26 protein-coding genes are annotated in these 26,911 nt (G+C 70.1%); 10 read left to right on the forward strand and 16 right to left on the reverse strand.

Features of this window, described 5'->3' with window-relative positions; translation table 11 throughout:
• Nucleotides 1-75: 75 nt before the first annotated feature.
• The 3 genes from rsmG to mnmE form a co-directional block, all read right to left on the reverse strand.
• On the reverse strand, nucleotides 76-762 hold the full coding sequence (gene rsmG / locus A33M_RS02955) for a 16S rRNA (guanine(527)-N(7))-methyltransferase RsmG (RefSeq protein ID WP_008383301.1): 687 nt from the start codon (nucleotides 760-762) through the stop codon (nucleotides 76-78).
• Nucleotides 759-2,627: a tRNA uridine-5-carboxymethylaminomethyl(34) synthesis enzyme MnmG gene (gene mnmG, locus A33M_RS02960; protein ID WP_008383304.1), complete on the reverse strand. Its 1,869-nt coding sequence runs from the start codon at nucleotides 2,625-2,627 to the stop codon at nucleotides 759-761. Before mnmG ends, rsmG begins: the two co-directional genes overlap by 4 nt.
• Nucleotides 2,628-2,693: 66 nt before the next feature.
• Nucleotides 2,694-4,028 carry a tRNA uridine-5-carboxymethylaminomethyl(34) synthesis GTPase MnmE gene (gene mnmE / locus A33M_RS02965; RefSeq protein ID WP_040619047.1) on the reverse strand — a complete coding sequence of 445 codons (1,335 nt, stop codon included), beginning with the start codon at nucleotides 4,026-4,028 and terminating at the stop codon, nucleotides 2,694-2,696.
• Nucleotides 4,029-4,154: 126 nt separating this feature from the next.
• Between mnmE and A33M_RS02970 the strand changes: the two genes are divergently transcribed.
• Entirely contained in the window at nucleotides 4,155-6,287 is a 2,133-nt protein-coding gene (locus A33M_RS02970) for a thioredoxin domain-containing protein (RefSeq protein ID WP_008383309.1), read from the forward strand.
• 18 nt (nucleotides 6,288-6,305) lie between these two features.
• Here the strand turns inward: A33M_RS02970 and A33M_RS02975 are convergent, their stop codons facing one another.
• The 4 genes from A33M_RS02975 to hemE all read right to left on the reverse strand — a co-directional run bounded on the left by A33M_RS02975 (nucleotide 6,306) and on the right by hemE (nucleotide 10,047).
• Nucleotides 6,306-6,788, reverse strand: a complete 483-nt coding sequence (locus A33M_RS02975; RefSeq protein WP_008383311.1) for a GNAT family N-acetyltransferase — start codon at nucleotides 6,786-6,788, stop codon at nucleotides 6,306-6,308.
• 199 nt (nucleotides 6,789-6,987) lie between these two features.
• Nucleotides 6,988-8,253, reverse strand: coding sequence for a transcription termination factor Rho (gene rho, locus A33M_RS02980; RefSeq protein WP_008383314.1), 1,266 nt, complete (start codon nucleotides 8,251-8,253; stop codon nucleotides 6,988-6,990).
• Nucleotides 8,254-8,479: 226 nt separating this feature from the next.
• Entirely contained in the window at nucleotides 8,480-9,037 is a 558-nt protein-coding gene (locus A33M_RS02985; RefSeq protein ID WP_052026819.1) for a CopD family protein, read from the reverse strand.
• Entirely contained in the window at nucleotides 9,037-10,047 is a 1,011-nt protein-coding gene (hemE, locus tag A33M_RS02990) for a uroporphyrinogen decarboxylase (protein WP_040619048.1), read from the reverse strand. Before hemE ends, A33M_RS02985 begins: the two co-directional genes overlap by 1 nt.
• Before the next feature lie 463 nt (nucleotides 10,048-10,510).
• Between hemE and A33M_RS02995 the strand changes: the two genes are divergently transcribed.
• Genes A33M_RS02995 through dnaQ form a run of 4 tightly spaced genes read left to right on the forward strand, consistent with a single transcriptional unit; the run spans nucleotide 10,511 to nucleotide 13,351 of the window.
• Nucleotides 10,511-11,353: a pyruvate, water dikinase regulatory protein gene (locus A33M_RS02995; protein ID WP_008383320.1), complete on the forward strand. Its 843-nt coding sequence runs from the start codon at nucleotides 10,511-10,513 to the stop codon at nucleotides 11,351-11,353.
• Nucleotides 11,350-11,958, forward strand: a complete 609-nt coding sequence (locus A33M_RS03000; protein ID WP_008383322.1) for a Maf family protein — start codon at nucleotides 11,350-11,352, stop codon at nucleotides 11,956-11,958. The genes A33M_RS02995 and A33M_RS03000 overlap by 4 nt, the downstream gene beginning before the upstream one ends.
• 24 nt (nucleotides 11,959-11,982) lie before the next feature.
• Entirely contained in the window at nucleotides 11,983-12,588 is a 606-nt protein-coding gene (gene coaE, locus A33M_RS03005) for a dephospho-CoA kinase (RefSeq protein ID WP_008383324.1), read from the forward strand.
• A gap of 16 nt (nucleotides 12,589-12,604) precedes the next feature.
• The gene (gene dnaQ / locus A33M_RS03010) at nucleotides 12,605-13,351 is read left to right on the forward strand and encodes a DNA polymerase III subunit epsilon (RefSeq protein WP_052026823.1); all 747 of its coding nucleotides are present in this window, start codon (nucleotides 12,605-12,607) and stop codon (nucleotides 13,349-13,351) included.
• Nucleotides 13,352-13,549: 198 nt separating this feature from the next.
• Here the strand turns inward: dnaQ and secB are convergent, their stop codons facing one another.
• Together secB and A33M_RS03020 are read right to left on the reverse strand one after the other, a co-directional pair.
• The gene (gene secB / locus A33M_RS03015; RefSeq protein ID WP_008383328.1) at nucleotides 13,550-14,041 is read right to left on the reverse strand and encodes a protein-export chaperone SecB; all 492 of its coding nucleotides are present in this window, start codon (nucleotides 14,039-14,041) and stop codon (nucleotides 13,550-13,552) included.
• Between the two features lie 178 nt (nucleotides 14,042-14,219).
• Entirely contained in the window at nucleotides 14,220-14,708 is a 489-nt protein-coding gene (locus A33M_RS03020) for an FxsA family protein (protein ID WP_008383331.1), read from the reverse strand.
• 315 nt (nucleotides 14,709-15,023) lie between these two features.
• On the opposite strand from A33M_RS03020, the gene A33M_RS03025 reads away from it, so the two are divergent.
• From A33M_RS03025 to A33M_RS03040, 4 genes are all read left to right on the forward strand, one after another.
• On the forward strand, nucleotides 15,024-15,770 hold the full coding sequence (locus A33M_RS03025; protein WP_008383333.1) for a Tim44/TimA family putative adaptor protein: 747 nt from the start codon (nucleotides 15,024-15,026) through the stop codon (nucleotides 15,768-15,770).
• Between the two features lie 357 nt (nucleotides 15,771-16,127).
• Complete coding sequence (gene mltA / locus A33M_RS03030) at nucleotides 16,128-17,150, forward strand: murein transglycosylase A (protein WP_337459997.1); 1,023 nt, start codon at nucleotides 16,128-16,130, stop codon at nucleotides 17,148-17,150.
• Complete coding sequence (locus tag A33M_RS03035) at nucleotides 17,147-17,710, forward strand: Smr/MutS family protein (protein ID WP_008383336.1); 564 nt, start codon at nucleotides 17,147-17,149, stop codon at nucleotides 17,708-17,710. The genes mltA and A33M_RS03035 overlap by 4 nt, the downstream gene beginning before the upstream one ends.
• 75 nt (nucleotides 17,711-17,785) lie before the next feature.
• A complete protein-coding gene (locus A33M_RS03040) occupies nucleotides 17,786-18,877 on the forward strand; it encodes a glycosyltransferase (protein ID WP_008383338.1) in 1,092 nt (363 codons plus the stop codon).
• Nucleotides 18,878-18,974: 97 nt separating this feature from the next.
• Here the strand turns inward: A33M_RS03040 and A33M_RS22085 are convergent, their stop codons facing one another.
• The 6 genes from A33M_RS22085 to A33M_RS03070 form a co-directional block, all read right to left on the reverse strand.
• Nucleotides 18,975-20,090 (reverse strand): hypothetical protein, encoded by a 1,116-nt coding sequence (locus A33M_RS22085; RefSeq protein ID WP_052026820.1) that lies wholly within the window; start codon nucleotides 20,088-20,090, stop codon nucleotides 18,975-18,977.
• A 111-nt stretch (nucleotides 20,091-20,201) separates the two neighbouring features.
• Nucleotides 20,202-21,737 carry an RNA polymerase factor sigma-54 gene (gene rpoN / locus A33M_RS03050; RefSeq protein WP_008383340.1) on the reverse strand — a complete coding sequence of 512 codons (1,536 nt, stop codon included), beginning with the start codon at nucleotides 21,735-21,737 and terminating at the stop codon, nucleotides 20,202-20,204.
• A 220-nt stretch (nucleotides 21,738-21,957) separates the two neighbouring features.
• Nucleotides 21,958-22,851, reverse strand: a complete 894-nt coding sequence (gene lptB, locus A33M_RS03055; protein WP_008383341.1) for an LPS export ABC transporter ATP-binding protein — start codon at nucleotides 22,849-22,851, stop codon at nucleotides 21,958-21,960.
• A gap of 113 nt (nucleotides 22,852-22,964) precedes the next feature.
• Entirely contained in the window at nucleotides 22,965-23,720 is a 756-nt protein-coding gene (locus A33M_RS03060) for an LptA/OstA family protein (RefSeq protein ID WP_008383342.1), read from the reverse strand.
• Nucleotides 23,717-24,424, reverse strand: a complete 708-nt coding sequence (gene lptC / locus A33M_RS03065) for an LPS export ABC transporter periplasmic protein LptC (RefSeq protein WP_008383343.1) — start codon at nucleotides 24,422-24,424, stop codon at nucleotides 23,717-23,719. Before lptC ends, A33M_RS03060 begins: the two co-directional genes overlap by 4 nt.
• A gap of 98 nt (nucleotides 24,425-24,522) precedes the next feature.
• Nucleotides 24,523-25,137, reverse strand: a complete 615-nt coding sequence (locus tag A33M_RS03070; protein WP_008383344.1) for a ribonuclease D — start codon at nucleotides 25,135-25,137, stop codon at nucleotides 24,523-24,525.
• A 186-nt stretch (nucleotides 25,138-25,323) separates the two neighbouring features.
• Here A33M_RS03070 and A33M_RS24350 point away from each other — a divergent pair, with 186 nt between their 5' ends.
• Nucleotides 25,324-26,031 carry a septal ring lytic transglycosylase RlpA family protein gene (locus A33M_RS24350; protein ID WP_052026821.1) on the forward strand — a complete coding sequence of 236 codons (708 nt, stop codon included), beginning with the start codon at nucleotides 25,324-25,326 and terminating at the stop codon, nucleotides 26,029-26,031.
• 43 nt (nucleotides 26,032-26,074) lie between these two features.
• Here the strand turns inward: A33M_RS24350 and cobA are convergent, their stop codons facing one another.
• Nucleotides 26,075-26,824, reverse strand: coding sequence for a uroporphyrinogen-III C-methyltransferase (cobA, locus tag A33M_RS03080; protein WP_008383346.1), 750 nt, complete (start codon nucleotides 26,822-26,824; stop codon nucleotides 26,075-26,077).
• Nucleotides 26,825-26,911 lie beyond the last annotated feature (87 nt).

Below are 26,911 nucleotides of genomic sequence, written 5' to 3' on the forward strand. Positions count from 1 at the left end.
GATCGCGCTTCCGGTGGTCCTCCGCGGTCCGCGGCGAGGCACGCCGGCCGGAGGCGGGCGTGTGCGGGCGGCGGGTCAGCGGCGCGGGGCCACGTGCCGGACGACGACGATCCGGCCCTCCGGATCGGTCCTGCTCGGCACGAGGTCGGCGGTGATTGTCCAGGATTTGCGCGCCTCGGTCAATTCGGCAGCGACGTCGCGGCCTTTCGGCAGCAGCGCAAATCCCCCGCTTTTCAGGAGCGGATGGACGTGAGCGAGCAGCGCCGGCAGGGGCGCGAGCGCGCGGGCGGTGACCACGTCCGGCCGCACGTTTTTTCGCGCGACGAAGGATTCGATTCGCTCGGGGTGAACGACAACAGGCAACGCGAGGGTTTCGGCGGCCTCCGCCAGAAACGCCGCCTTCTTGCCGATACTCTCGACCAGATGGACCCTCGCGCCCGGCACCTCGGCGAGCGCGCAGGCGAGCACCAGCCCCGGAAAGCCGCCGCCACTGCCGAGATCGACGATGATGCGGGCGTTCGGGGCGAGGTCGAGAAGCTGGAGCGAATCGGCGACGTGGCGGGTCCACAGGGTCGGGATGCTGCCGGGCGAGATCAGATTGGTGACGGCCTGGCGGGCGAGCAGCAGCGCGACCAGACGATCGAGCCGGGCCTCTGTTTCACGTGAAACAGGGGTCAGCGCCAGCGCGGCAGCGCGGTCGGCCGGATCGATCGCCGGCAGAACCCGCGGCGGCCGGCGGTGCGGCTCGGCGTGCCCGCTCATGCGCTTTCCCGCCCCGCCTTGGGCCGCCGCAGATGGCTCGCCAGCAGCATCAGCGCCGCCGGCGTCACCCCGTCGAGCCGCGCGGCATGGCCGAGCGTCGCCGGCTTCGCCGCGCCGAGCCGCTGCCGCACCTCGTTCGACAGTCCCGGCACCGCGCCATAATCGATGTTTTCGGGCAGCTTCACCGCCTCGTCCCGCCGGAACGCCGCGACATCCGCCGCCTGTCGCTCGAGATAGACCGCGTATTTGGCATCGATCTCGACTTGTGCCGCGACCGCCGCTGGCAGCGCGGCAAGCTCCGGCCAGATGCGCGCCACGTCCGTCATCCGGAAATCGGGATAGGACAGAAGATCGAAGGCACTGCGCCGCTGCCCGTCCTTCTTCAGCGCGATGCCGTAGCGCTCGGCTTGCGACGGCGTCACGGTGAGCCTGCGGGCAAGCCCCCTCGCCTCTTCGAGCGCCGACATTTTCGCAGCATGCCGTTCCCCCCGCACCGTGCCGACGCAGCCGAGCGCAATGCCTCGATCGGTGAGCCGCTGGTCGGCATTGTCGGCCCGCAGCGTCAGCCGATACTCGGCGCGCGAGGTGAACATCCGGTACGGCTCGGCGATGCCGCGCGTCACCAGGTCGTCGATCATCACGCCGAGATAGGCGTCCGCCCGGTCGAACAGGATCGGCCCACCGCCTCCGGCCCGCGCCGCCGCGTTCAGCCCGGCGACGAGCCCCTGCCCCGCCGCCTCCTCGTAGCCCGTCGTGCCGTTGATCTGGCCGGCGAAATAGAGCCCTGCCACCCGCCGCGCCTCGAGCGACGGCAACAGCTCGCGCGGATCGACGTGGTCGTACTCGATCGCGTAACCCGGCCGCGTGATTCTTGCCCGCTCGACGCCAGGGATGGTCGCCACCAGGGCCGCCTGCACCTCCTCCGGCAGCGACGTGGAAATCCCGTTCGGATAAACGGTGTCGGTATCGAGCCCCTCGGGCTCCAGAAAGATTTGGTGGCCGTCGCGCTCGCCGAATCGGACGATCTTGTCCTCGATCGAGGGACAGTAGCGCGGGCCGCGGCTGGCGATCTGGCCCGAATACATCGGCGAGCGGTGCACGTTCGCGCGGATGACGTCGTGGGTCGCCGCGACCGTGCGGGTGATCCCGCATTCGATCTGCGGCGTCGTGATCCGCTCGGTGAGCGTCGAGAACGGCTCCGGCGGGTCGTCGCCCGGCTGCATCTCGAGCGCGGCCCAGTCGATCGTCCGCCCGTCGAGCCGCGGCGGCGTGCCGGTCTTCAGCCGGCCGAGCGCAAAGCCGAGGCGTTCGAGTGTCCTTGACAAGCCGATCGCCGGCGCCTCGCCGACCCTGCCGGCCGGCGTCGTCCGCTCGCCGATATGGATGAGCCCGCGCAAAAACGTGCCGGTCGTCAGCACCACCGCGCCGGCGGCAATCCTTTGCCGGTCGGCGAGCCGGAGCCCCGTCACCCGGCCTTCCGATATCACGAGGTCCTCCGCCTCGCCCTCGATCACCGAGAGGTTCGCCGTGGCGCGGATCGCCGCCTGCATCGCGGCGGCATAGAGCGTCCGGTCCGCCTGGCAGCGCGGCCCGCGCACCGCCGGGCCCTTGCGCCGGTTCAGCACGCGGAACTGGATGCCGGCCGCATCCGCCACCCGTCCCATCAGCCCGTCGAGCGCATCGATCTCGCGCACCAGATGGCCCTTGCCGAGCCCGCCGATCGCCGGATTGCACGACATCGCGCCGATGGTGGCAAAGCGGTGGGTCACCAGCGCGGTGCGCGCGCCCATTCGCGCGGCCGCGGCCGCCGCCTCACAGCCGGCGTGCCCGCCTCCCACCACGACGACGTCGTATCGCATGTCCATTCGCTGGCGCCTCGCTCGCGCGATTGTTTCACGTGAAACACCGGCCGTAGCCCGCCGGGCGATCTATCATTTCCCGATGCAGAAATCACGGAACACCGCGTCGAGCACCTCCTCGACGTCGACCCGCCCGACCAGCCGCCCGAGCGCCCGCGCCGCGAGCCGCAGCTCCTCGGCAAAAATCTCCTCGCGCCCTGCGCCGTTCATCGCGAGCGCGCGATCGAGCGCCGCCACCGTCTCCTCGAGCATCTCACGATGCCGCGCCCGCGTGACCAGCGCCGGCTCTCCGGATCCCACCAGCCCGGCGGCTGCGTCCTCCAACGCCTTCAGCAGCGCCGAAATCCCCTCCCCCGTCTTCGCCGACGTCGCAACCTGGCCACCCCCCGCCGGGCCGAGTGGCCAACCGCCGAGATCGGCCTTGGTCCCGACGATCCAAGCCTTCGCACTGAACTCTGCCGGCGCCGGCGCCTCGCTCCCCGTCGAATCGACCAGCCACAGCACGACGTCGGCCTCCCCCGCCCGTGCCCGCGCCCGCCGAATCCCCTCCTGCTCGACGGGATCGTCGCTGTCGCGCAGCCCGGCGGTGTCGAGCAGCGTCACCGGCCAGCCGCCGAGATCGAGATGCACCTCGACGACGTCGCGGGTCGTGCCGGCGATCGGCGACACGATGGCCGCCTCGCGCCGCACGATCCTGTTCAACAGGCTCGATTTTCCGACGTTCGGCGGGCCGGCGATGGCGACCGTCAGCCCGTCGCGCAGCCGCTCGCCCCGTCCACCGTCCGCCAGCACGCCGGCGATTTCTTCGCGCAGCGCTTTCGCCCGTGCACGCGCCGGCGTAGCCAGATCGTCCGGCACGTCGCCCTCGTCGGAGAAGTCGAGGCTCGCCTCGACGAGCGCCTGCGCCTCGATCAGCGTCTTCCGCCAGTCTTCCGCACGGTCACCCAACAATCCGGTCAGTTGGCGCAGCGCCTGGCGCCGCTGCGCCTCGGTGTCGGCCGCGATCAGGTCGGCAAGCCCCTCGACGCGGGTGAGGTCGAGCTTGCCGTTGTCGAATGCGCGTCGGGTGAACTCGCCGGGCTCGGCCAGCCGGCACCCCGAGATTCGGCCCAGAGACGCCAGAATCGCCCCGACTACCGCCCGGCCGCCATGAACGTGCAGCTCGGCGACGTCCTCGCCGGTCGCGCTCGCCGGACCCGGAAACCACAGCGCCAGCCCCTGGTCGATCGGCTCGCTCGTTTCCGGATTTTTAACCATGACCACCACCGCCACCCGCGGCGCCGGCACGCGCCCCACCAGCAGGCGCAACGCTTCACGCGCAAGCGCGCCGCTCACCCGCACCACCGCGATACCGGCGGGCGGCCGGCCGGACGAGAGTGCAAAAATCGTATCGGAAACTGTCGTCATGGCGGGCGAGCGATGGCGCAAACTTCTCGCCCCGTAAAGCCCCGCCGACCGGCCCGACAAAATCCGCCGGGCACCCCTCGCGGCGTCAACCGTTTCTCCCCACACTACCGACAACCGGGGAGCCTCATGGACACGACACCGACGCCCGCGCACGATAACCGCCTCGCGCACGAGACGAGCCCGTATCTGCTGCAGCACCGGCACAATCCGGTCGACTGGTGGCCGTGGGGGCCGGAGGCGCTGGCCGAGGCCGAGCGCACCGGCAAGCCGATCCTGCTCTCGGTCGGCTACGCCGCCTGCCACTGGTGCCACGTGATGGCGCACGAGAGCTTCGAGGATCCGGCGACCGCCGCGGTGATGAACGAGCTGTTCGTGCCGATAAAAGTCGACCGCGAGGAGCGGCCCGACATCGACCAGATCTACATGGCGGCGCTGCACCATCTCGGCGACCAGGGCGGCTGGCCGCTGACCATGTTCCTCACCCCGTCCGGCGAGCCGGTGTGGGGCGGCACCTATTTTCCGCGCGTCTCCCGCTTCGGCAAGCCGGCCTTCGTCGATGTGCTCCGCGAGGTGTCCCGCCTGTTTCGCGAGGAGCCCGAAAAAATCGAGCAGAATCGCCGCGCTCTGATGGGCCGGCTGGCGCATCGGGCACAGGCCGCCGGGCGCCCGGTGATCGGGCTTGCCGAGCTCGACCGGATGGCCGCCCAGATCGCCGGCGCGATCGACCTCGTGAACGGCGGCTTGCGCGGCGCGCCCAAATTTCCGCAGCCGACGATGCTCGAAACGATTTGGCGGGCCGGCGAGCGGGAGGACGCCCGCACCGGCTTCGCCCACCCGACCAACCTGTTCTACGATCTCGTGGCGCTCACCCTCGAGCGGATGTGCGAGGGCGGTATTTTCGACCATCTCGGCGGCGGCTTCGCCCGCTACTCGGTCGACGACCGCTGGCTGGTGCCGCATTTCGAGAAGATGCTGTACGACAATGCCCAGCTCCTCGAGCTGCTTGCCCTCGCCCATGCCCGCACCGGCCACGAGCTGTTCCGCCAGCGGGCCGAGGAAACGGTCGGCTGGCTTTTGCGCGAGATGACGACGCCGGAGGGCGCGTTCTGCGCTTCCCTGGACGCGGATTCCGAGGGCGAGGAAGGCAAGTTCTATGTCTGGACGCTCGAGGAGATCGTCGGCGTGCTCGGGCCGGAGGACGCGGCGCGCTTCGCCGCGCATTACGACGTCGAGCCGGCCGGCAATTTCGAAGGGAAGACCATTCTCGATCGCCTGCCGGGGCTCGACCAGGCGGCCCAGGCCCGCACCGGGCTACCATTTGCGTTGCACAAATACGCAGATGCACGGATCGAGGCCGACCTTGCTGCGATGCGTCAACGTCTGTTCGATGCCCGCAGCACGCGCGTCCGGCCGGGAACCGACGACAAGATCCTCGCCGACTGGAACGGATTGACGATCGCCGCGCTCGCCAATGCCGGCACGTTGCTCGACGTCCCGGCCTCGATCGACCTCGCCCGCCGCGCCTTTGCTTTCGTCGCGACCGAGATGACGCGCCACGGCCGGCTCGGCCACTCCTGGCGGGACGGCCGGCTGCTCTTTCCCGGCCTCGCCTCCGATTATGCCGCGATGATCCGCGCCGCCCTCGCCCTCCACGAAGCCACGGGCGAGAAAGAGTTTCTCGATCGCGCGGTGGCCTGGCAAGAGGCCTTCGACCACCATCACCAGGATGTCGAGACGGGCACCTATTATCTCAGCGCCGACGATGCCGAAGGCTTGGTGGTGCGGCCATCCGCCACCACCGACGACGCGATCCCCAACCCGAACGGTCTCGCCGCGCAAAATCTCGTCCGCCTCGCGGTGCTCACCGGCGACGACCGCTGGCGTGAGCGCGCCGACGCCCTGCTGGAGGGCTTGTTGCCGCGCGCTGCCGACAATCTGTTCGGCCATTTGTCGGTGATGAACGCGCTGGACCTCCGGTTGCGCGGCCTCGAGATCGCGATCGTCGGCGAAGGGCCGCACATTGCTGCGCTCACTGGTGCAGCGCAGCATATTCCGTTCGGGTCGCGCATCCTCTTCCGCGCACCATCACCCGAGGCGCTGCCCGAAAATCACCCGGCCCGCGCGCAAGCGGCGGCCGCGCCGGAGGGCGCCGCCTTCGTGTGCGCCGGCGAGCGCTGCTCGCTGCCGGTGACGACCCCGGAGGGTTTGCGGGAGGCGATCCTCTCCCTCGTCACGCCGCCCGCCCAACCCGAGACCTGACCTCCGCGCTCGGACCGCTCACAGCGCCCGGCCGAGATAGATCACGTCGGGCAGTGGATTGACGTAATAGGGCTCGATCACGGAAAAGCCGAGCGCGGCATAGAGCGCGCGGGCGGCCTTCATGCCGCCAAGCGTGTCGAGCACCATTCTTCGGTAGCCCGCCGCCTGCGCCTCCTCGATCAGCGCGCCCGCGAGCGAGCGGGCGATGCCCAGCCCGCGAAACGCCGGGCGGACGTACAAGCGCTTCATCTCGCAGGTTTTTCCGCGAAAGCGGCGGTATGCGCCCACGCCCACCGGCTCGTCACCGGCATGGGCGATCAGCACGCAGCCCGCGGGCCTCGCATAGCGGCCCGGCAGGGTCGCGAGCTCGCGGTCGACCTTCTGAAAGCCGAGATCGAGCCCGAGCGAGCCGACATATTCGCGAAACAACTCCTCGACGGCGGCGCGATCGTGCGGCCACCGCGCCTCGCCGATCGCCAGCCGCTGGGGAACGCTCCGCATACCCGCTCCCTCGAGCCGGTGACACGCCGGCGAGCATCCCCCGCCCACCCCGCCGAAATGTCGACGCGGATCACGATCCCCGCCCCATGACAGACGCAAAATCCCGTCGCGGCCGTTCGGAGAAGGCCGCAAGACCGTTCGGCATGGGGTGAAGCGAACCGCGGTGCTTCGCGACGGTGCCCGGTCGTCCGGCGGACGATCAGGTGTTCATCGAATCGAAGAACTCGCCGTTGTTCTTGGTGTTGCGCAGCTTGTCCAGCAGGAAGTCGATCGCGTCCATGGTGCCCATCGGGTTGAGGATGCGGCGCAGGACGTAGATCTTCTTGAGCGTCTGGTTCTCGGTGAGCAGCTCTTCCTTGCGGGTGCCGGACCGGGTGATGTCGATCGCCGGAAACGTCCGCTTGTCCGCGACCTTGCGGTCGAGAATGATTTCCGAGTTACCGGTGCCCTTGAACTCCTCGAAGATCACCTCGTCCATCCGGCTGCCGGTCTCGATCAGCGCGGTGGCGATGATGGTCAGCGAGCCGCCTTCCTCGATGTTGCGGGCCGCACCGAAGAAGCGCTTCGGCCGCTGCAGGGCGTTCGCGTCCACGCCGCCGGTCAACACCTTGCCGGAGGACGGCACCACCGTGTTGTAGGCGCGGCCGAGCCGGGTGATCGAATCGAGCAGGATGACGACGTCGCGCTGGTGCTCGACGAGCCGCTTGGCCTTCTCGATCACCATCTCGGCGACCTGCACGTGGCGGGAGGCCGGCTCGTCGAAGGTGGAAGAGATCACCTCGCCCTTCACCGAGCGCTGCATGTCGGTGACTTCCTCCGGGCGCTCGTCGATCAGAAGAACGATCAGGTAGCACTCGGGGTGATTGGCGGTGATCGCGTGGGCGATGTTCTGCAGGAGCACCGTCTTGCCGGTGCGCGGCGGCGACACGATCAGGGCGCGCTGGCCTTTGCCGATCGGGGCGACGATGTCGATGACGCGGGCCGACAGGTCCTTTCGCGTCGGATCTTCGACCTCCATGCGCAGCCGCTCGTCGGGATAGAGCGGGGTCAGGTTGTCGAAATTGATCTTGTGGCGCGCCTTGTCCGGGTCCTCGAAATTGATCGTGTTGACCTTGAGGAGCGCGAAATAGCGTTCGCCTTCTTTCGGGCTCCTGATCTGGCCTTCGATGGTGTCGCCGGTGCGTAGGCCGAACCGGCGAATCTGGGAGGGCGAGACGTAGATGTCGTCCGGACCGGGCAGGTAGTTGGCCTCGGGCGAGCGCAGGAACCCGAACCCGTCCTGCAAGACCTCGACGACGCCTTCGCCGATGATCTCGATATCCTTTTGCGCGAGCTGCTTGAGGATGGCGAACATCAGCTCCTGCTTGCGCATGGTGGAGGCGTTCTCCACCTCGTGCTCGTCCGCGAACGCAAGCAATTCCGTCGGAGTCTTGGACTTGAGGTCCTGAAGCTTCATTTCCCGCATGCGGGTTATCCTGTGGGTCGACGGGCGAATGCCGCTCGACGCTGGAAGGGAGGTCGCAGGTCTTCGGGCGAAATGGGCTCGGGCCTCTGGCCCCGATGCTGCGATTTGGCCCCGGGGGGCCCTGTTCGGTCGCATCTGCCTGCGTTCGGGGAGATGGCGCCAACATAGGTAAACGCCGTCCGATACGCAAGAGAGTTCGCTGGCGAAAGGACGTGCAGGTTGCTGCTCAGAAGGGCTTCACCACCACCAGTACCACGATGGCGACCACGCAGGCGACCCCGAGCCCGTCGAGAACGCGATAGGTTCGCTCCCGTCCGCGGGCGCGTTCCGGCCCGCCGGGGCGCGCGAGACGACGCGTTTCGGCCGACACGACACCGTGCACGCCCGACAGCAGGAAGACCAGCGCGAGCTTGGCGTGGAACCAGCCGCTCGAAAGCCAGCCCCCTTGCCAGGCGAGCCAGCCGCCGAGCCCCCAGGTCAGCACCATTGCCGGATTGACCAGCCGCCGCACCAGCCGGTGCTCGATCCCGGAGAGCAGATCGGCCGACGGGCCGGAGCCCGCCGCCACGTGCATCGCGAACAAAGGCGGCACCGCCAGCATGCCGGCGATCCAGCCGCCGACCGCCAGGAGATGCGCCGCCTTCATCCAGAAATAGGCCTCGACCGGCACCACCAGCACGAAGCCGACCGCCGCGGCGACCGGCGCCAACAGCCCGATCGCCGCACGAACCACCCGCCGGCCCGGCGAGGCGAGCTCGCCCCGAGGCGGACCGGCGTCTGCCATCACGCCCCGCGCACGCGCTTCAGCATCCGCTCGACATTCGCGATCGGTGCGTCGGGCGTGATGCCGTGGCCGAGATTGAACACGAACGGCCGCCCCGAGAACGCCTCGAGGATCGCGTCGACGCCGCGATCGAGCGCCTCGCCGCCGGCGATCAGCAGAAGCGGGTCGAGATTGCCCTGCACCACCACCTTGCTCTGGATGCGCTCGCGGGCGAACTTCAGATCCATCGTCCAGTCGAGGCCGACCGCATCGACCGGAACCTCGCCGACGAACCGCTCGAGCTGGGTGCCGGCGCCGCGCGGGAACGCGATGATCTTTGCACCGGGCACCTGCGATCGCACGCCGTCGACGATCTTTTTCGCCGGTGCGATCACCCAGCGGTCGAACTCGAGCGGCGGCAGGATGCCGCCCCAGGTGTCGAACAGCTGCACGGCATCGACCCCGGCGCGGAACTGCGCGACCAGATAGGTGATCGAGGCCTCGACCAGCGCGTCCATCAGCTTCTGGAACGTCGCCGGATCGCGATAGGCGAGCGTGCGCGCCGGCGCCTGGTCGGGCGTGCCCTCCCCCGCCACCATGTAGGTCGCGACCGTCCAGGGGGCACCGCAGAAGCCGAGAAAGGTCACCTCCGGCGGCAGCCCGGCCTTGATCAACCCGACCGCCTCGATCACCGCGTCGAGCTTGCCGAGGTCGAAGGTTCCGAACCGATCGACATTCTCCGCGTTCACCACCGGCGCGAGCCGCGGACCCTCGCCGGCGGCGAAGCTCACCGTCTGGCCGAGCGCGTGGGGAACCACCAGGATGTCGGAGAACAGGATGGCCGCATCGAAGCCGAACCGCCGGATCGGCTGGAACGTCACCTCCGCCGCGAGCTTCGGCGAGAAGCACAGGTCGAGAAAGCTGCCCGCCTGTTCGCGGGTCGCCCGGTACTCGGGCAGATAGCGGCCCGCCTGGCGCATCATCCAGACCGGCGGCACGGTCGCGGTCTTGCCCGACAGGACGTCGAGCATCGGCTTGCCGGTCGTCCCGCCGGAGGCGGGCGAGGAGCCGGGAACCGAAGCGTCGGGAATCGTGGAACGGGTGTCTGACATCGTCTTCTTCAATCTATTAAGAGATTTTTAAGTGTTGAGTCTGTTGGAGGCGGGAAAAGACTCACGACTCCCCCGTCCACAGGTCGCGCAGCGTCGTCCACATCGTGGTCCACCGTTCGTTCATCGGCCGTGCCGGCGGGGCGTGTCGAAAAACCCCGTGCCGCAGCGGCCGCGTGGGCCTGTCGCTCATGGCCTGATACCATTGCCGTTGTTCACAATGAAGGAGTATAAATCCGCCCCTGGCTGTCCCCTCCTGTGAACATGTGGTTCGTTCGGGAGGGGGTGCACCGCCCGGTCGGCTGCGAGGCGGCGCGCGCGCGGGTTCTCCCCAGCGGTCCACACTCGTCCCCCGTCCCTGTTCACCGTCGCCCCCGCGGACCCCATGAGCAAGCCGACCGCCTTCTTTCACCTGCACCTGATCTCGGATTCGACCGGCGAGACGCTGATCACCGTCGCCCGGGCGGCGACCGCGCAATACATCCAGGTGTCGGCGGTCGAGCACGTCTACCCCGCCGTGCGCACCGGCAAGCAGCTCGACCACGTGCTCGCCGAGATCGAGCAGGAGCCGGGCGTGGTGCTCTACACGCTGCTCGACGAGGCCCTGATCACCCGGCTCGAGGCGACCTGCCTCGATCTCGGCCTGCCGTGCCTGTCGATCCTCGGCCCGGTGCTGCGGCTGTTCGAATCGCATCTCGGCACCGAATCGACCCCGAAGGTCGGCGCCCAGCACGTGCTCAATGCCGAGTATTTCAAGCGGATCGACGCCTTGAACTACACGATGATGCACGACGACGGGCAGATGACCGACGACCTCGAGCGGGCCGACGTGGTGCTGGTCGGGGTGTCGCGCACCTCCAAGACGCCGACCTCGATCTATCTCGCCAACCGTGGCATCAAGACCGCCAATGTGCCGCTGGTTCCCGGCGTGCCGCTGCCGCCCGAGCTTCCCACGCTGAAGAACCCGCTGGTGGTCGGGCTGTTCGCGACGCCCGAGCGGATCGTCGCGATCCGCCAGAACCGGCTCTTGGGGCTGAAGGCCCACAACGAGGACGACCAGTACATCGACCGCGACGCGGTCACCGAGGAGATTCAATTGTCGCGCCGCATGTGCGCCAAGAACGGCTGGCCGTCGATCGACGTCACCCGCCGCTCGATCGAGGAGACCGCGGCCGCGGTGATGGCGCTGCTCGCCGAGCGCCGTCGCCAGCCGCTGGACCACGAATGATGCTGTGGCAGTCGAACACGCCCTTGGTGCTCGCCTCGCGCAGCGCCGTCCGCCGCTCGCTTCTGGAATCCGCCGGCCTGCCGGTGGTGGTGGACGCCGCCGACATCGACGAGCGGGCGGTCGAGAGCCGCGACGGGCCTCTCGCCCCGGCCGACACCGCGCTGTTGCTGGCGCGCGAGAAGGCGAAGGCGGTGACCGGCCGCTGGCCCGGCCACATCGTGATCGGCGCCGACCAGACGCTGGCGCTCGGCGAGACGCGGTTCGACAAGCCGGCCGACCTCGCCGCCGCCCGCGAGCAGCTGCGTGCGCTCGGTGGCCGGACCCACGAGCTGCACGCGGCGGTCGCCCTCGCAAAAGACGGCCGCGTCATCCACAGCCATGTGGACACCGCCCGCCTGACGCTGCGCCGCCTCACCGACCGCTTCCTCGACGCTTACCTCGAGACCGCCGGCGACGCGGTGCTCGCGAGCGTCGGCGGCTACCAGCTCGAGCGGGTCGGGATTCATCTGTTCGAGCGGATCGAGGGCGACCATTTCACCATTCTCGGGCTGCCGCTGCTGCCGCTGCTCGGATTCTTGCGTCGCGAGGGGCATCTCGCGGCCTGACCTTTTCATTTTCGGACGTTCGTGATGCAGGTGATCGGACTGACCGGCTCGCTGGGAATGGGCAAATCGGCGACCGCCCGGATGTTTTCCGAGGCCGGCGTGCCGGTGCACGACGCCGACGCCACGGTCCACCGGCTCTACGAGGGCGACGCGGTGGCGCCGATCGAGGCGGCGTTTCCGGGCGTCACCGTCGACGGGCGGATCGACCGCGGAAGGCTCGGGCCGCGGGTGGTGAACGACGCGGCGGCGCTGAAAAGGCTCGAGGCGATCGTCCACCCGCTGGTGCAGCGCGAGGAGGCGGCGTTCCTGGAAAAAGCCCGCGCGGAGGGTGCGGCGGTCGCGGTGCTCGACATTCCGCTCCTGTTCGAGACCGGCGCGGACGCCCGCGTCGACTATGTGGTCGTGGTGTCGGCGCCCGCCTGGCTGCAGCGCGAGCGGGTGCTCAAGCGGCCCGGCATGAGCGAGGAAAAATTCCTCGCGCTGCTCGCCAAGCAGCTTCCCGACGGGGAAAAGCGCAAGCGGGCCGATTTCATCGTGGACAGCGCAAAAGGCTTCGATTCCGCCAGGGCCCAGGTTCATGCGATCCTGCGGGCGGTCGCGAGTCGTGCCGCCGACGCGACGCGCCCGTGAGGATGCTTCCACGATGATGCGCGAAATCGTGTTCGACACCGAGACGACCGGGCTCGACCCCTTCAAGGGCGACCGGCTGGTCGAGATCGGCTGCATCGAGCTGGTCAACCGCATCCCGACCGGGCAGACGTTTCACCGCTACATCAATCCGCAGCGCGACATGCCGGCCGAGGCCTTCGACGTGCACGGCCTGTCGGCCGAGTTTCTCGCCGACAAGCCCTTGTTCGCCGACATCGCCGAGGAGCTCGTCGCCTTTCTCGGCGACGCCCCGCTGATCGCCCACAATGCCTCGTTCGACCTCGGCTTTCTCAATGCCGAGCTGGAGCGTCTCTCGCGGCCGGCGATCCCGCGCTCGCAGCTGATCGACACGCTCTTGCTGGCGCGGCGAAAGTTTCCCGGCGCCTCCAACCGGCTCGACGATCTGTGCGCCCGCTTCCGGGTCGACACCTCGCGCCGCGTCAAGCACGGCGCGTTGCTCGATGCCGAGCTTCTGGCAGAGGTCTATCTCGAGCTGATCGAGGCGCGGCAGGCCCAGCTCGGGCTCGAAAGCGCCGGCGCCTCGCGCGTGCTGGTGGCGGCGAGCGCCGCCCCGCGCGTTCGGCCGGTGCCGCTCGCGCCGCGGCTGACCGCGGACGAGATCGCGGCGCACCGGGACTTCGTGAAGACGCTCGGCGACGACGCGCTGTGGCGCGACTATCTGCCGGCGCCGACGGAGGCCGCGGCCGCCGAGGACGCGACACGAGAAAAAGCGGCGGCCGGGTGAGAAAACCCCGCCGCCGCCGCTCGTCTCGAAACCGTAATACCAGCAGCGGGAAACGATGACCTCATCCTGAGGGTCGCCGAAGGCGACGTCTCGAAGGATGAGGCCCGCACCGTGGCCTCGCCCTTCGAGACGCACTCCTGCGGAGTGCTCCTCAGGACGAGGTCGGACTCTGTCGCCCTTGGTACGAGCGCGAAAAACTCAGGCCGTGGTCGGCTGCTGCGCCTGCATGCTCGCGACCTTCTGCTGATAGAGCGACACGAAGTCGATCGGGTCGAGCAGCAAGGGCGGATAGCCGCCGTGCACCACGGCGTTGCCGATGATCTCGCGCGCGAACGGAAAGAGCAGGCGCGGGCACTCGATCATCAGGAGCGGCGGCAGGTTCTCCTGCGGGATGTTCTGCAGGCGGAAGACGCCGGCATAGAGCAGGTCGAAGCCGAACAGCGTGTTGCCGTCGAGCTCGGCCTTGCCCTCGAGCTTCAGCTCGACCTCGAACTCGGTCGCCGACATCGCCTGGCTGTTGACGTTGATCTGCACGCCGATCTGCGGCTGCTTGGGCGCCTGCATCAGGCTGCGCGGGGCGTTCGGGTTCTCGAACGAGAAGTCCTTCACGTACTGCGCGAGCACGTTGAGCGACGGACCCGTCGGCTGCGCCGGGTGCGCCTCGTCCCCGCCATTGGTGGTCGTGGCCATGAACTCTCCTTGCCGCGAGCGGCTCGCTGCCGATCCTGCGAATGAAATGTGTGCGTTCGGTCGTGCGCACGGGACGCCGCCGGTGCCGCCGGCACGTCGTGGTCGTGGCTAACACACGCATCCGGGACCGACAAGCCGGCGGAACCGGCGGGAACCGGTCCGAGCGGGGGTGCGGTGGTCAGCTCTTGCGCCGCTTGCGTCCCTTGCGGGCGGAGGGATCCGGCAGCCGCTCCCATTCGTCGGGATCGAGATCGATCATCCCGCCGGGCGGGCGGCGGAAGCCGGCGCCGGGGCCCGGCCCCGGATCGTGCGGGCCGATCCGGCCGAGCAGCATGTCGAGCCGGGTGCGCACCGGCGGCAGCAGCAGCGCCAGCGCCACGGCGTCGGTGAGCAGGCCCGGCACGGCGAGCAGCACGGCGATCAGCGCCTGTCGCACCGGCAGGCGGCGGGCCATCGCCGGCGAGGCGCGCCCGGCCAGGACGTCGCGCAGCGACCGCAGCCAGTCCGGCCCCTCGCGATACAGCATTGTGCCGCCGATCGCCGAGCCGACCAGCACGAGAACGGTCGCCCCGTAGCCGCCGATCAGGGCCGAGACGATCGCGAACGCGACCAGCTCCGCGAGCGGCAGCAGCAGGACACCGAGCAGGAGCCATTTTCCGATTTTCATTGATCTCCCACCCGGAAGCGGTCACAACTGTTACCCGTATGCCCATGGGTGAAACCCGTTCACCCCGGCTCGGCATCGGTCGACGCGACGTGTGGCCGCGGCCACTGGAACCACGAGGCGCCGGGAGTTAAGTCAGGACACGGCTCTCGGCCCCGCCGCGGATTCCGAGCACGGATCGAAGCCGGTCCGGAGTCGGCGGAGGAGCCTAGATCACCGCGACCCGGGCCGGAACCCGTTCGATCGGATCCGTGTCCCGGCCGAAGGTCGAAGCCGGCGGCCATAGCCATTTTCAACGTCAGCGAGAGCGTGCAGGACGTGTTCGACACCCTGACCTTCATCTTCCTGGGGCTCGCCGTGTTCATCTTCCTGCGGCTGCGCAGTGTGCTGGGCCAGCGCACCGGCCGCGAGCGGCCGCCCTACGATCCGTTCTCCTCGCGTGACGCGGTGCGCAACAACAATCCGGCGAACGGCCCGGCCAACGGCGCCGCGAACGACAAGGTGGTGGCGCTGCCGCAGCGCGGCGAGGCCCGCCCCGACATCGGCCCGCGGCCGGCCGAGCCCACGGTGTCGCTCGCCGAGCGGCTGGCCGGCGTGGTGCCGACCGATTCGCCGGCGGCGGCCGGGCTCGAAGCCATCATGGCGGCCGATCCCGAGTTCGACCCCAAGCACTTCCTCGCCGGTGCCCGCGCCGCCTACGAGATGATCGTCTCGGCGTTCGCCGAGGGCGACCGCCGCACGCTGCGCAACCTGTTGTCCAAGGACGTGTTCGACGGCTTCGAGGCGGCCATCCGCGACCGCGAGAGCCGCGGCGAGACGGTCGAGACCCGGTTCGTGTCGATCGACGAGGCGGCGATCACCGGCGCCGAGCTGCGCGGCCGCAATGCCCAGGTGACGCTGCGCTTCGTCTCGCAGCTGGTCACCGCGACGCGCGACCGCGCCGGCGCGGTGGTCGACGGCCACGAGGACAAGGTCACCGAGGTCACCGACGTGTGGACCTTTGCCCGTGACGTCACCTCGCGCGATCCGAACTGGAAGCTGGTCGCCACCGAGGCCGGCCAGTAGGCCGGGAACAGGCCGGGCGATGCGATGCGGACCAGGGCGCCAGCGCCGCGCACGGCCGCGGCTTTGCTGCCACACGCCCGCGCGCACCGCTTCGCGCTCGCAATCGCCGTCGGCCTGACGGCGGTTGTTTTGGCCGCCTCCGGGCCGGCGTCGGCGAGACACCGGCCTTCCGCGCCTCCTTCTCCACTGCAAATTCCTGGCGCCGGCCTCGAGCCGGTCGCCTTTGCCGATCTTCCGGGCTGGTCCGACGACGCCCAGGGAGCGGCCTTCTCCGCTTTTCTCGCGAGCTGCCGCCCGATCCTGCGCGGCGCCGGCACGAGTGCCGGCACTCGTGCCGGCGCCGACGACCTTCGGCCGATGCGCCGGGCGCTGGTCGCGCTGTGCCGGCGGGCGGTGAAGGCGCGGCGGCTCGACGACGGTGCAGCGCGCAAATTCTTCGAGAAAAATTTCCGGCCGGTGACGATCACGCCGTTCGGTGCCGACGCAGGCTTCCTCACCGGCTATTACGAGCCGGAGATTCCGGCCTCCCGCTTCCCCTCGCCGCGCTTTTCGGTCCCGATGTATCACCGCCCGCCCGATCTCGTGGTGCCGAAGACGGCGCCCGGCGAGCCGCCGCCGAACCGCGGCGACGTGTTTCGCCGCACCGCCACCGGCGAGCGGGTGCCTTACTGGGATCGCGCCGAGATCGAGGAAGGGGCGTTGTCCGGCCGCCATCTCGAGCTCGCCTGGCTGGAGAACGCCGCCGATCTCCTCACCGTCCAGATCCAGGGATCGGCCCGGCTGCGGCTCCAGGACGGCACGCTGCTGCGGGTCAATTACGACGGCCACAATGGCTGGCCCTACACCGCGGTCGGCCGGGTGCTGATCGAGCGCGGCGCGATCCCGCGCGACGAGATGTCGATGGCGCGCATCCATGCCTGGATGCTGGCGAATCCCGAGGCGGCGACCGAGGTGCGGCGGCAGAACCGCTCTTATGTCTTCTTCCGCGTGGTCGGGCTCGACGACGAGCGCGGCCCGATCGGCGCCCAGGGCATCCGGCTCACGGCGGGCCGCTCGATCGCGGTCGACAAGCTTTTGCACGTCTACGGGACGCCGTTCTTCATCTCGGCCGCACTGCCGATCGCGGGGCCGGATACGTCCGACCCGTTTCGCCGCACCATGATCGCCCAGGACACCGGCTCGGCGATCGTCGGCCCGGCGCGTGCCGACCTCTTTCTCGGGGCGGGCGATGCCGCCGGCGCCATCGCCGGGCGGCTGCGCCATCCGGGATACTTCGCGATGCTGGTGCCGCGCGGCATCGATCCGGTGGCGGCGGGCGCAAGAATGCCCTTGCCGCGCCCCCGCCCGGCGGCGAAGGCGCAGGCCGGAGCCGCGCGATGAGCCGGAAGCTGACCGAGGAGGAGCAGCGGGTGTGGACCGCGGTGCTGCGCTCGGTGCGCCCGCTCGAGCCGAAAAAGCCTTTGCCGCGCACGGCTTCGCCGGCGAGCGTCGCACCATTGCCGGCCGAGACCCGGGCCGCCGCCGCCCGCCCTCGCCCGGCGACGCCGCGCGCCTCGGTGCCGGCCCGCCCGGAAAAGCCCGCCGTGCCGCAGGTGCCGGCGCTCGCCCCGCTGTCGCGCCGCGAGACGAAGAAGGTCGTGCGCGGGGTGATCGAGATCGACGCCCGGCTCGATCTGCACGGCTTCACCCAGGCCGAGGCGCATGCCGTGCTGCACCGGTTTCTCGCCCAGGCACAGGCGCGCGACGCGCGCTGGGTGCTGGTGATCACCGGCAAGGGCGGCGACGGCGACCCGTTCGCCCGCAGCCGCGGTGTCCTGCGCCGCCAGGTGCCGCACTGGCTGTCGTTGCCGGAATTCCGCGCGCTGGTGACCGGCTTCGACGCCGCCACCGGCCACGGCGGCACCGGCGCGCTCTATGTGCGGATCAGGCGCCGGCGGTGAGTTCAGCGACGGCGCCGAGTGCGCTATGACGGCGCCAGCGTTTCCGCAGTGCACCCGCCCCCGAGTCCGAGAACAATGGCCGACATCGTCATCACCGACACCACCGGCGGCTACGACGGCCGGGACCTCGAGACGCGTCCGCTCGGCGGCACGGAAACCTCGGTGATCCGGCTCGCCCGCGAGCTGGTGCGGCGCAATCACCGCGTCACCGTCTTCTCCAACTGCGCGGCGCCGGTCGAGGACCACGGCGTGCAATGGCGCCCGGTGACCTCGGAGCGGCCCGAAACCTGCGACCTCTATGTCGCTTGTCAGCATCCGCGGCTGTTGTCCTTCGTGAAGCGGCCGAAGCGGCTCGCCGTGTGGGTGCTGTGGCAGCCGAACCACCTCAAGCACTACAAGCAGATCGGCAAAGTGTGGTGGCACCGGCCGATCCCGGTGCTGCAGAGCTTGCACCAGGTGCGGATCTACTCGCCGTTCCTGCCGCGCCGGAACCCGCACATCCTGATCCCACTTGCGCTCGGCGACGACGTCCGCGGGTTTGCGCCGCTCTCGGCGCCGCCGCCGCGCCGGGCGATCTTTGCCTCCAACCCGCAGAGAAACCTCCGCCGGCTGGTCGAGATCTGGGGCGAAAGCATCCTGCCAAGAGTGCCCGACGCGGTGCTCGACGTTTTCGGCGTGCACCAGACGCCGCCCGGCGTCGATCCGTGGGACGAGTGGGCGGGCTCGCTGCTGCCGGCAAACCCGTCGCCGGCGCTGCGCGCCTCGGTGCGCGTCCACCCGACCGTATCGCGCGAAACGCTGATCGGCGAGATGCGGGGGTCGCGGGTGATGCTCTATCTCGGCCACAAGGTGGAGGCGTTCTGCCTCGCGGTCGGCGAGGCGCAGGCGCTCGGCGTGCCGGCGGTGGTGGCGCCGGTCGCGGCGGTGCCGGAGCGGGTGCTCGACGGCATCACCGGCTTTCACGAGGCCGATCCCGCGCGGTTCGCGGAGCGGGCGGTGGCGCTCCTCACCGACGACGATCTGTGGCGGCGCCAGCACGAGGCGGCCTTGCGTCACCAGCAGGGGATTTCCTGGTCGGAATATGCCGGGCGGTTCGAGGCGGCGCTGCTCGCCGACCGTTTTCCCATCACCCGCTCGGTGCTTGACGTCCCGCCGCCGATGGCGTGAGGCGCGGCCGCACGGACGGTGGCGAGCCTCGGGCCTCGTCCTTCGAGACGGCCGCTTCGCGGCCCCTCAGGACGAGGAGAAGGCCCTGCCACCGGTCTCAAAAATCCGGCAAACCGGTGAGGCCGGCGGGCGAGAAGGCGAGGTCGAGCAGCTTCCATTCCTTGTATTTTTCGGCCGGCAGCACGCCGACCGGCTGGCAGCCGCGCAGCGCGCGCTTGGCCGTGTCGATCAGCGCCGCGCCCTTGGGGGATGCGCTCGCGGCGATCAGCGTCGGCTCGCCGGCGAGCGCACCGGTGCGCGAGAAGCCGACCCGCAGCACCACCATCAGCCGGGAGGCGCCGGCGAGGCCCGCCGGGGCGTTCCAGCAGCCCTGGAGATGCCGGCGGAAGGCGGCGATCTCCGCCTCGGTCAGCTTGGCGCTCGATGCCGGGGTTTGATAGCCGTTCGACAGCGTCATCAGCGGCGAGTCGACCCAGCTCGCGGCCGGTTCTTCGGTCTGTTGCATCTGCGCAAAAACGCCCGACGGCGAGGGCATCGGTTTTTCCTCGGCCGGCGCCTCGGGTGACTGCGAGTCCGCGGGCGGGGTCTCCGCGGCTGCCGACTGCTCTGGCGCTGCCTGCGCGGTGTTTTGCTGGGTTTGCGAGGCCTCGGCCTGCTGCGGCGCAGCCTGGGACGTCTCCTGCTTCACCGGGTCCTGCTTCGCGGGCTCCTGCGTCGCCGGCTTCTCCTGTAGCGGCGGCTTTTGCGCTTCCGCCTGCTTCTGCTCGGTCTTTTCCTGAGGCTTTTCTTCGGGCTTCTGCTCCGGCGCCTTCTCCGGCTCGGGCTTTTCGACCTCGGCCTGCACCTCCGGCGCGCCCGCCTTCGCCTCGTCCTCCTTCGGCGGTTCCTCTGGCTCCGCCTGCACCAGCTCGACCTCGATCGGCTGATTTGGTGAGGCGGCGAGCCGGCGGCCCGGTCCGGCGAGCAGGAAGAACGCCACGACGTGGGCGGCGACCGAGACAACGAGCGCCGCCCGCAGCGTGCCGCGGACGGTGGGGCTCGCGAGAATCGGGCGGTCCGCCTCGGTCGGCGCCGCCGGCGCCGGCGCCGGCGCTAGCGCCGGGTCCGATGCCTCCGGCTCCTGGGCGCGCGTCGGCGCTGCGTCCGGCGCGAGGGCGAGCGCTCCGCCGTCCGGAAAAGGCACCCGAGCTGCGCTGGCGTCGTCGTCCGGCATTTTCGCTCGCGTCTGGCCGCCCGGCCGTCGTGCGGCCGCAGTCTCGGCATCCGCCGGCGGCATGCGGCCCGGTGCGGTGCGGCGCAGCCTTACACCATCCGGCGGGAAGAGCTAAACCGCGGCGGCGCGCATCTGCTTCTCGCGGCGGCGCTGCACCGAGGAGGGAATCCGCATCGCCTCCCGGTACTTTGCGACGGTGCGGCGGGCGATGTCGATGCCGGCCTCGCGCAGCTTCTCCACGATGGTGTCGTCGGACAGCACGTCGTTCGGCGCCTCGGCGTCGATCAGCTGCTTGATGCGGTGGCGCACCGCCTCGGCGGAATGCGCCTCGCCGCCGTTCGCCGCGGCGATCGCCGAGGTGAAGAAGAATTTCAGCTCGAAGGTGCCGCGCGGGGTCGCCATGTACTTGTTGGCGGTGACGCGCGAGACGGTCGACTCGTGCATGCCGATCGCGTCGGCCACCGTCTTCAGGTTCAAGGGCCGCAGATGCTCGACGCCCTGGGTGAGGAAGGCGTCCTGCTGACGGACGATCTCGGTCGCGACCTTGAGGATGGTCTTGGCCCGCTGGTCGAGTGCGCGCACCAGCCAGGCGGCGCTCTGCAAACAGTCGGACAGATAGGTCTTGTCGGTGTCCTTCTTGGTCCGGCCCGCGACCCGCGCATAATAGGTCTGGTTCACCAGAACCTTGGGCAGCGTGTCGGTGTTCAGCTCGATGATCCAGCTGGCGTCGGGGGCGGCCCGCACGAACACGTCCGGCACCACCGGCTGCACCACCGCCGAGCCGAACCGCAGCCCCGGCTTGGGGTCGAGCCGCTTGATCTCGCCGATCATGTCGGCGATGTCCTCGTCGGACACCGCGCATTTGCGCTTGAGGGCGGCGACGTCGCGTTTTGCGAGCAGGTCGAGATTGGCGACCAGCGCCTGCATCGCCGGGTCGAAGCGGTCGCGTTCCTTGAGCTGGATCGCGAGGCACTCGGCGAGATTGCGCGCGCACACGCCGGACGGGTTGAACGCCTGCAGCTTCTCCAGCACCGCCTCGACCCGCTCGGGCGGGCAGCCGAGTTTGTCGGCGACCTCGGCCGGGTCGCCGGCGAGGTAGCCGGCCTCGTTGACCATGTCGAGCAGGTACTGGCCGATCAGCCGCTCGGCCGGATCGGTGACGGCGAGCGCGAGCTGCTCGGCCAAATGGTCGGCGAGCGTGACCTCGGCGGCGACGAACGCTTCCAGGTTGTAGTCGTCGTCGTCGCGGCCGCCCGAGCCGACCCCCGACCACTCCGAATAGGCGGCCGGCTTCTGGTCGTCGAGCCGCGAGGCGCCGGGGCCGCCCTCGTCGGGAAACACGTTCTCCAGGTCGGTGTCGAGCCGCGCCTCGATCGACTCCCGGCTGGTGTCGAGCGTGTCGGCGATCCACGGCTCGTCGGCGCCCTCGGCGGCGTTCTGGATCGGCTCCGGCTCGGCGGGCTGCTCGGCCGGGCCGTTGTCCTCGCCGGCGTCGCGCTCGAGCAGCGGGTTACGCTCCAGCTCGCCTTCGACATAGGCGCTGAGATCGAGATGCGACAGCTGCAGCAGCTTGATGGCCTGCAAGAGCTGCGGCGTCATCACCAGAGACTGGGTCTGGCGGAGCTGAAGTCTTTGCGAAAGCGCCATTGCACACCGAAACTTGGTCCGGTTTTTGCTTATCCGGTTTGCCCGGCGCTGTATATCCGAATTTTTGCGGGGTATGCGGCTCGCCGGAGCGGGCTAGAATGGCGGCGGAATAGACTCTCGCCGGCGGTGAGGGAGCACGGGCTGCCGTCTCGGCCGGCGCGAGACGCACGACCGCCGGATCTACCCGCCGGGCGTCCCCGCCGAACGGCACGGCCTGGCGCTACATCCGGAACCCTTCGCCCAGATAGAGCCGCCGGACGTCCGGATTGTTGACGATGTCGTCGGTGCGACCTTCCGTCAAGACCTCACCCGAATAGATGATGTAGGCGCGGTCGGTGAGGCCGAGCGTTTCGCGGACGTTGTGGTCGGTGATCAGCACGCCGATGCCGCGCTGGGTGAGGTGGCGCACCAGGGCCTGGATGTCGCCGACCGCGATCGGGTCGATGCCGGCGAACGGCTCGTCGAGCAGCATGTAGCTCGGCCGGCTGGCCAGCGCCCGGGCGATCTCGACGCGGCGGCGCTCGCCGCCCGACAGGGCGATCGACGGGGATTTGCGCAGGCGGCCGATATTGAACTCGTCGAGCAGCGCGTCGAGCTCGGCCTCGCGGCGCTTCTTGCTCGGCTCGACGATCTCCAGCACCGCGCGGATGTTGTCCTCGACGTTGAGCCCGCGAAAGATCGACGGCTCCTGCGCGAGATAACCGATGCCGAGGCGGGCGCGCTGATACATCGGCAGGCCGGTGACGTCGTAGCCGTCGAGCTCGATGCGGCCGCGGTCGGCCTTGATCAGCCCGGTGATCATGTAGAACACGGTGGTCTTGCCGGCGCCGTTCGGGCCGAGCAGGCCGACCGCCTCGCCGCGCCGGACATAGAGGCTGACGCCCTTCACCACCTTGCGGCCGACGAAGGTCTTCTCCACGCCGTGGATCGCCAGATAGTCGCGGGTGGGCGCCCGCCGGGGGGGCGGCGGCTCGGCGCGGGGCGCCGGGATCTCGCGATAGGTCCGTCCGTCGGCCGCGGCTGCGGCCCGGCCGTCGGTGCCGGCATAGGCCTCGGACCCCGGACGACCGTCCGGCTCCTGGCCGGCCTCGAACCTCGCATAGGGATCGCTCACGCGCGCCTCGATGCCTCCGCGCCGGCCCGGGAGGGTTCGTCTCACCCCGGGCGCCGGCCGGCCGGGACCATAGACGGTTGGCGGGGCGGCGCAACCGGGCGCCGGCACCGGGATCAGTAGAGGCCGGAGGGGCCGGATTGCCGTCGCGGCGGCTCGCGGCCGCCGGCGGAGGAGCCGGAGCCCGGGCCGTCGGAGCCGTTCTGGCTGCCCGGCTGGAGCACCGCGCGGACCCGGCAGTTGCCGCCCTTGCCGCACTCGACGCGCGACACGCCGGTCGTCATGTCGACCACCAGCCGGTCGCCCTTCACGGCATTGTGGCCCTGCGAGATCACCACGTTACCGATCAGCGTGACGGTGTTCGCCTTCATGTCGAACACGCCGTTGTCGCCGATCGCGGTCTGGTCCTTCTGGGTGACGACGACGTTGCCGCGCGCCTCGATCCGCTTGATCTGCTGGGCCGAGTTGCCCCCCGGTCCGGCCGCGCCGCCGGGCACCGAGGTGGTCTGCATGCCGCCCGCCGGCTTGCCGCCGCCGCCGGCTGACTTGGCGCTCTTGTCCGGGTCGTTCTCGTAGAACACGACCAGGCTGTTGCATTTGAGCGTCACGTCGCCCTGCACCAGATGCACGTTGCCGGCGAAGGTCGCCATCTTCTCCTTGTCGCGGACCTCGAGCGAGGCGGAATCGATCTGCACCGGCTTGTCGCGATTCTGGGAGAAGCCCTGCAGCGCGTTGGGCGGGCCGCTCGCCGGCTGGGCGAGCGCGGGCGCGGCGCCGAGGCCCGGCAGGCTCGGTGCGCAGACGAGCGCCAGCACCGCCGACAGGAAGAGGCGGCGGGCGAGCCGGGCGGCAGGGCACGGACGAAACGTCATTGGGCACTCGCGCTGCGGCTGCGGTCGCCGCCGAAGGTCAGGTTGGTCCGCACCCCGCGGCTGAACAGCACCACGCCGCCGCCGTCGGAGATGTCGAGCCGGTTGGCGGCCACCGTGCCGTCCGGCAGGGTCACCGTGACCGGCGCCTCGGACACGATGGTGCCCTTCTTGACGTCGACCACGGCCTCGGTGAGCCGCGCCTCGAAACCCTTGCCGGTGCGCACGACGATCTTGTCGACGAGGCGCAGGAGGTCGGCCTTGGTGTCGTAGGTGCCGGTCGCCGCCTGCAGCGTCACCGCACCCTGGTCGTTCGATTCCACCTTCGCGCGCAGCTCGGTCAGCTCCAGGATGGTCGGCTTGGTGAGGTCCTGGGCGGCCGACTGCGCGGTCAGCTCGTAGGGCTTGCGGTCGTTGGTGAAGCCGGCGAGCCGCGGCGCCTCCATGGTGATCTTGCTGCCGCTGACCACCAGCTTGCCGGGGTCGATCGCGGCGTCCGGCGGCAGCCGGAACGGGTTGAAGAAGGTGACCACCACCACCAGCCCGCAGGCGGCGACGATGGCGGCCGGGATCGCCACCCGCAGCACGCGGATCAGCCGGCTGTGGCGCGCCGCCTTGCGGAATTTGCGCGCGCGGTCGTCCGCCCACCCGGCGCCGAGGGCGTGGGCGTGAGCATGATCGGCAGCCGCGAAGGTCGGTCGGTTCATCCCCAGCGTCTCGGTCCGGAACCGCGCTTGCCCCCGCGATCCGCCGCGACACCGTCGCTTCGGAATATGGCCGGCACACGGCGGGCGGCGTCGGTGGCTCAGGAGTGGGCGAAAATGTCCTCCTCGGCCCACCCGGCGAGGTCGAGGCGCGCGCGGGTCGGCAGGAAGGCGAAGCAGGCGGCGGCGAGATCGGTGCGGCCTTCGCGCGCGAGCATCTCGTCGAGCTTCGCCTTGATGGCGTGCAGATGCAAGACGTCGGAGGCGGCGTAGGCGATCTGCGGCTCGGTGAGCTCGGCGGCGCCCCAGTCGGACGACTGCTGCTGCTTCGAAACGTCGATCCCGAGCACGTCCTTGGTGAGGTCCTTCAGCCCGTGCCGGTCGGTATAGGTGCGGGTGAGCCTGGAGGCGATCTTGGTGCAATAGACCGGCGTCGGCATCACGCCGAGCGTCTTGTAGAGGATCGCGAGGTCGAACCGGGCGAAGTGGAAGATCTTCGGCTTCGTCGGGTCGGCGAGCAGCGCCTTCAGGTTCGGCGCGTCGGTGCCGTCGCGCGGAATCTGCACCACGTCGGCGCTGCCGTCGCCGGGCGAAAGCTGCACCACGCACAGCCGGTCGCGCTCCGGGCGAAGGCCCATCGTCTCGGTGTCGATCGCCACCGCACCCGGATAATGCGAGAGGTCCGGCAGGTCGCCGCGGTGCAGTCGGATCGTCATCATGGGCCTCCGGTGCTCGCGCCGCCACGTCGCGCCACCCCGGACGAGCCCGGCGTGTCGCCGTAACAGCCTGACGAAGAAGAGATTTTTTCGGCCGTACTTTGGTCACATGTGTAGCACACGCGTCGAGACGGTCAATCGCAGGTGCGGCGAGCCGCCGCGCACTGCCACGCCACGGGGGGCGTCATGCGCAGATTGCTGGTGTGTGCCGTGGTCGTCGGCACGACGGGACTGGTCGGAGCGGGCGACGGATTCGCCACCGAGCGCGCTGCGCCGGCGGCCAAGGAGGCCAAGGCGGTGTCGCAGAAGGTGGCCCACCGGGTGTTGCGCGGCGTGCCGCTGCCGCGCCCGCGGCCGGCCGAGCTGGTGGCGCTGATGCAGCAGGAGGCCGCCGCCGAGAGCGCGGAAGCCGCGCTGCCGGCGCCGATCGCCCCGCCCCCGGTGATCGGCGCGGTGCAGATCGCCTCGGTGCCGGCGGCGGTCGCCGAGACGCCGGCGGAGGCCGCGGCCGAAGCGGCCGCGCCGATCGAGATCGCCCCCGATGTCGCGCCGACGCCGGCCGACGAGGGCGAGGTGGCGGTGCCCCGCCCCAACCCGATGCGCAAGGCGATGCCGGCGGTGTGCGGCACCGGCCGGCTGGTGCGCACGACCTTCTATTGGCAGGGCAGCCACACCGCCAACGGTGAGCGGTTCGATCCCGACGGGCTCACCGCCGCCCACCGCACGCTGCCGTTCGGCACGAAACTCCGCGTCACCAATCCGCGCACCGGAAAGACGATCGAGGTGCGGGTGAACGACCGCGGGCCGTTCAAGCCGGGGCTGCATCTCGATCTCAGCCGCGGCGCGGCGCGGGCGATCGGCCTCACCACCACCGGCTCGGTCTGCATTCTCTGACCGCCGGCCGGATGCGGATCGCGGTGTCGGGCGGGCGCGGCTCTCACGCCCGACACACGTCGGCGAGCGCCGCGCCGTAGAGGATCATGCATGCCCCCTCCGGCGGGTTTTCTTTCAGCCGCGCGGCGACGGTTTCGACCGTGCCCTTGATCACCGCGGTCCTTTCGGTGCCGAGGCTTTCCACCACCGCCGCCGGCGTCTCCACCGAGAGACCGTGCGCAAAGAGCTTTTCGGCGAGCGCCGGAAAGGTCGCCTTGCCCATGAACACGCAGGTGGTCGCCAAGGGATCGGCGAGCGCGCCGAGGTCGAGATCGTCCGGCAGGTGTCCGGTCACCTCGTGGGCGGTGACGAACTGCACCCGGCGCGCGACCAGCCGCTTGGTGAGCGCCGCCCCGAGATGCGCCGCCGCGGCGGTGGCAGTTGTGACGCCCGGCACGATCTCCACCGAAAAGCCCGCCTCGTGGGCGGCGCAAATCTCCTCGTCGGCGCGGGAGAAGATGGTCGGGTCGCCCGACTTCAGCCGCACCACCCGCTTGCCGAGCGCGGCATAGGCGACCATCAGCCGGCTCACCTCCGCCTGCTTCGGTGCGTGCCGTCCCGCGCGCTTGCCGACCGAGATCAGCTCGGCCTCCTCGCGCGCATGGGCGAGCGCGCCGGCGCTGCCGAGATCGTCGTACAGCACGACGTCGGCCGCGCCGAGCCGCGCGACCGCGCGCAGCGTGAGAAGATCGGGATCGCCCGGCCCCGCACCGACCAGCGCAATGTGGCCCTTGGATGCGTCCGACTGGCTCATGCTCGGCCCTGACACCACGGGCCCGCGCGCCTATAGTCGCCGGCCCGGATTTCCTTTCGTCTCGGCGCTGCGTTGCTCGCGAGGCGA

Source organism: Rhodovulum sp. PH10 (assembly GCF_000293785.1).
Lineage (GTDB): Bacteria > Pseudomonadota > Alphaproteobacteria > Rhizobiales > Xanthobacteraceae > Rhodoplanes.

Coding starts and splice junctions, on each gene's coding strand:
- A33M_RS03040 (WP_008383338.1), top strand. CDS start 17,786: ATGGCCGACATCGTCATCACCGACACCACCGGCGGCTACGACGGCCGG.
- A33M_RS03070 (WP_008383344.1), bottom strand. CDS start 25,137: ATGACGATCCGACTGCACCGCGGCGACCTGCCGGACCTCTCGCATTAT.
- rpoN (WP_008383340.1), bottom strand. CDS start 21,737: ATGGCGCTTTCGCAAAGACTTCAGCTCCGCCAGACCCAGTCTCTGGTG.
- mnmE (WP_040619047.1), bottom strand. CDS start 4,028: ATGACGACAGTTTCCGATACGATTTTTGCACTCTCGTCCGGCCGGCCG.
- coaE (WP_008383324.1), top strand. CDS start 11,983: ATGCAGGTGATCGGACTGACCGGCTCGCTGGGAATGGGCAAATCGGCG.
- rho (WP_008383314.1), bottom strand. CDS start 8,253: ATGCGGGAAATGAAGCTTCAGGACCTCAAGTCCAAGACTCCGACGGAA.
- mltA (WP_337459997.1), top strand. CDS start 16,128: ATGCGCCGGGCGCTGGTCGCGCTGTGCCGGCGGGCGGTGAAGGCGCGG.
- A33M_RS03060 (WP_008383342.1), bottom strand. CDS start 23,720: ATGACGTTTCGTCCGTGCCCTGCCGCCCGGCTCGCCCGCCGCCTCTTC.
- A33M_RS02970 (WP_008383309.1), top strand. CDS start 4,155: ATGGACACGACACCGACGCCCGCGCACGATAACCGCCTCGCGCACGAG.
- A33M_RS02985 (WP_052026819.1), bottom strand. CDS start 9,037: ATGGCAGACGCCGGTCCGCCTCGGGGCGAGCTCGCCTCGCCGGGCCGG.
- lptC (WP_008383343.1), bottom strand. CDS start 24,424: ATGAACCGACCGACCTTCGCGGCTGCCGATCATGCTCACGCCCACGCC.
- A33M_RS03000 (WP_008383322.1), top strand. CDS start 11,350: ATGATGCTGTGGCAGTCGAACACGCCCTTGGTGCTCGCCTCGCGCAGC.
- A33M_RS03020 (WP_008383331.1), bottom strand. CDS start 14,708: ATGAAAATCGGAAAATGGCTCCTGCTCGGTGTCCTGCTGCTGCCGCTC.
- dnaQ (WP_052026823.1), top strand. CDS start 12,605: ATGCGCGAAATCGTGTTCGACACCGAGACGACCGGGCTCGACCCCTTC.
- A33M_RS24350 (WP_052026821.1), top strand. CDS start 25,324: ATGCGCAGATTGCTGGTGTGTGCCGTGGTCGTCGGCACGACGGGACTG.
- A33M_RS22085 (WP_052026820.1), bottom strand. CDS start 20,090: ATGCCGGACGACGACGCCAGCGCAGCTCGGGTGCCTTTTCCGGACGGC.
- rsmG (WP_008383301.1), bottom strand. CDS start 762: ATGAGCGGGCACGCCGAGCCGCACCGCCGGCCGCCGCGGGTTCTGCCG.
- A33M_RS03035 (WP_008383336.1), top strand. CDS start 17,147: ATGAGCCGGAAGCTGACCGAGGAGGAGCAGCGGGTGTGGACCGCGGTG.
- secB (WP_008383328.1), bottom strand. CDS start 14,041: ATGGCCACGACCACCAATGGCGGGGACGAGGCGCACCCGGCGCAGCCG.
- mnmG (WP_008383304.1), bottom strand. CDS start 2,627: ATGGACATGCGATACGACGTCGTCGTGGTGGGAGGCGGGCACGCCGGC.
- A33M_RS02975 (WP_008383311.1), bottom strand. CDS start 6,788: ATGCGGAGCGTTCCCCAGCGGCTGGCGATCGGCGAGGCGCGGTGGCCG.
- hemE (WP_040619048.1), bottom strand. CDS start 10,047: ATGCTCGACGTCCTGTCGGGCAAGACCGCGACCGTGCCGCCGGTCTGG.
- cobA (WP_008383346.1), bottom strand. CDS start 26,824: ATGAGCCAGTCGGACGCATCCAAGGGCCACATTGCGCTGGTCGGTGCG.
- A33M_RS02995 (WP_008383320.1), top strand. CDS start 10,511: ATGAGCAAGCCGACCGCCTTCTTTCACCTGCACCTGATCTCGGATTCG.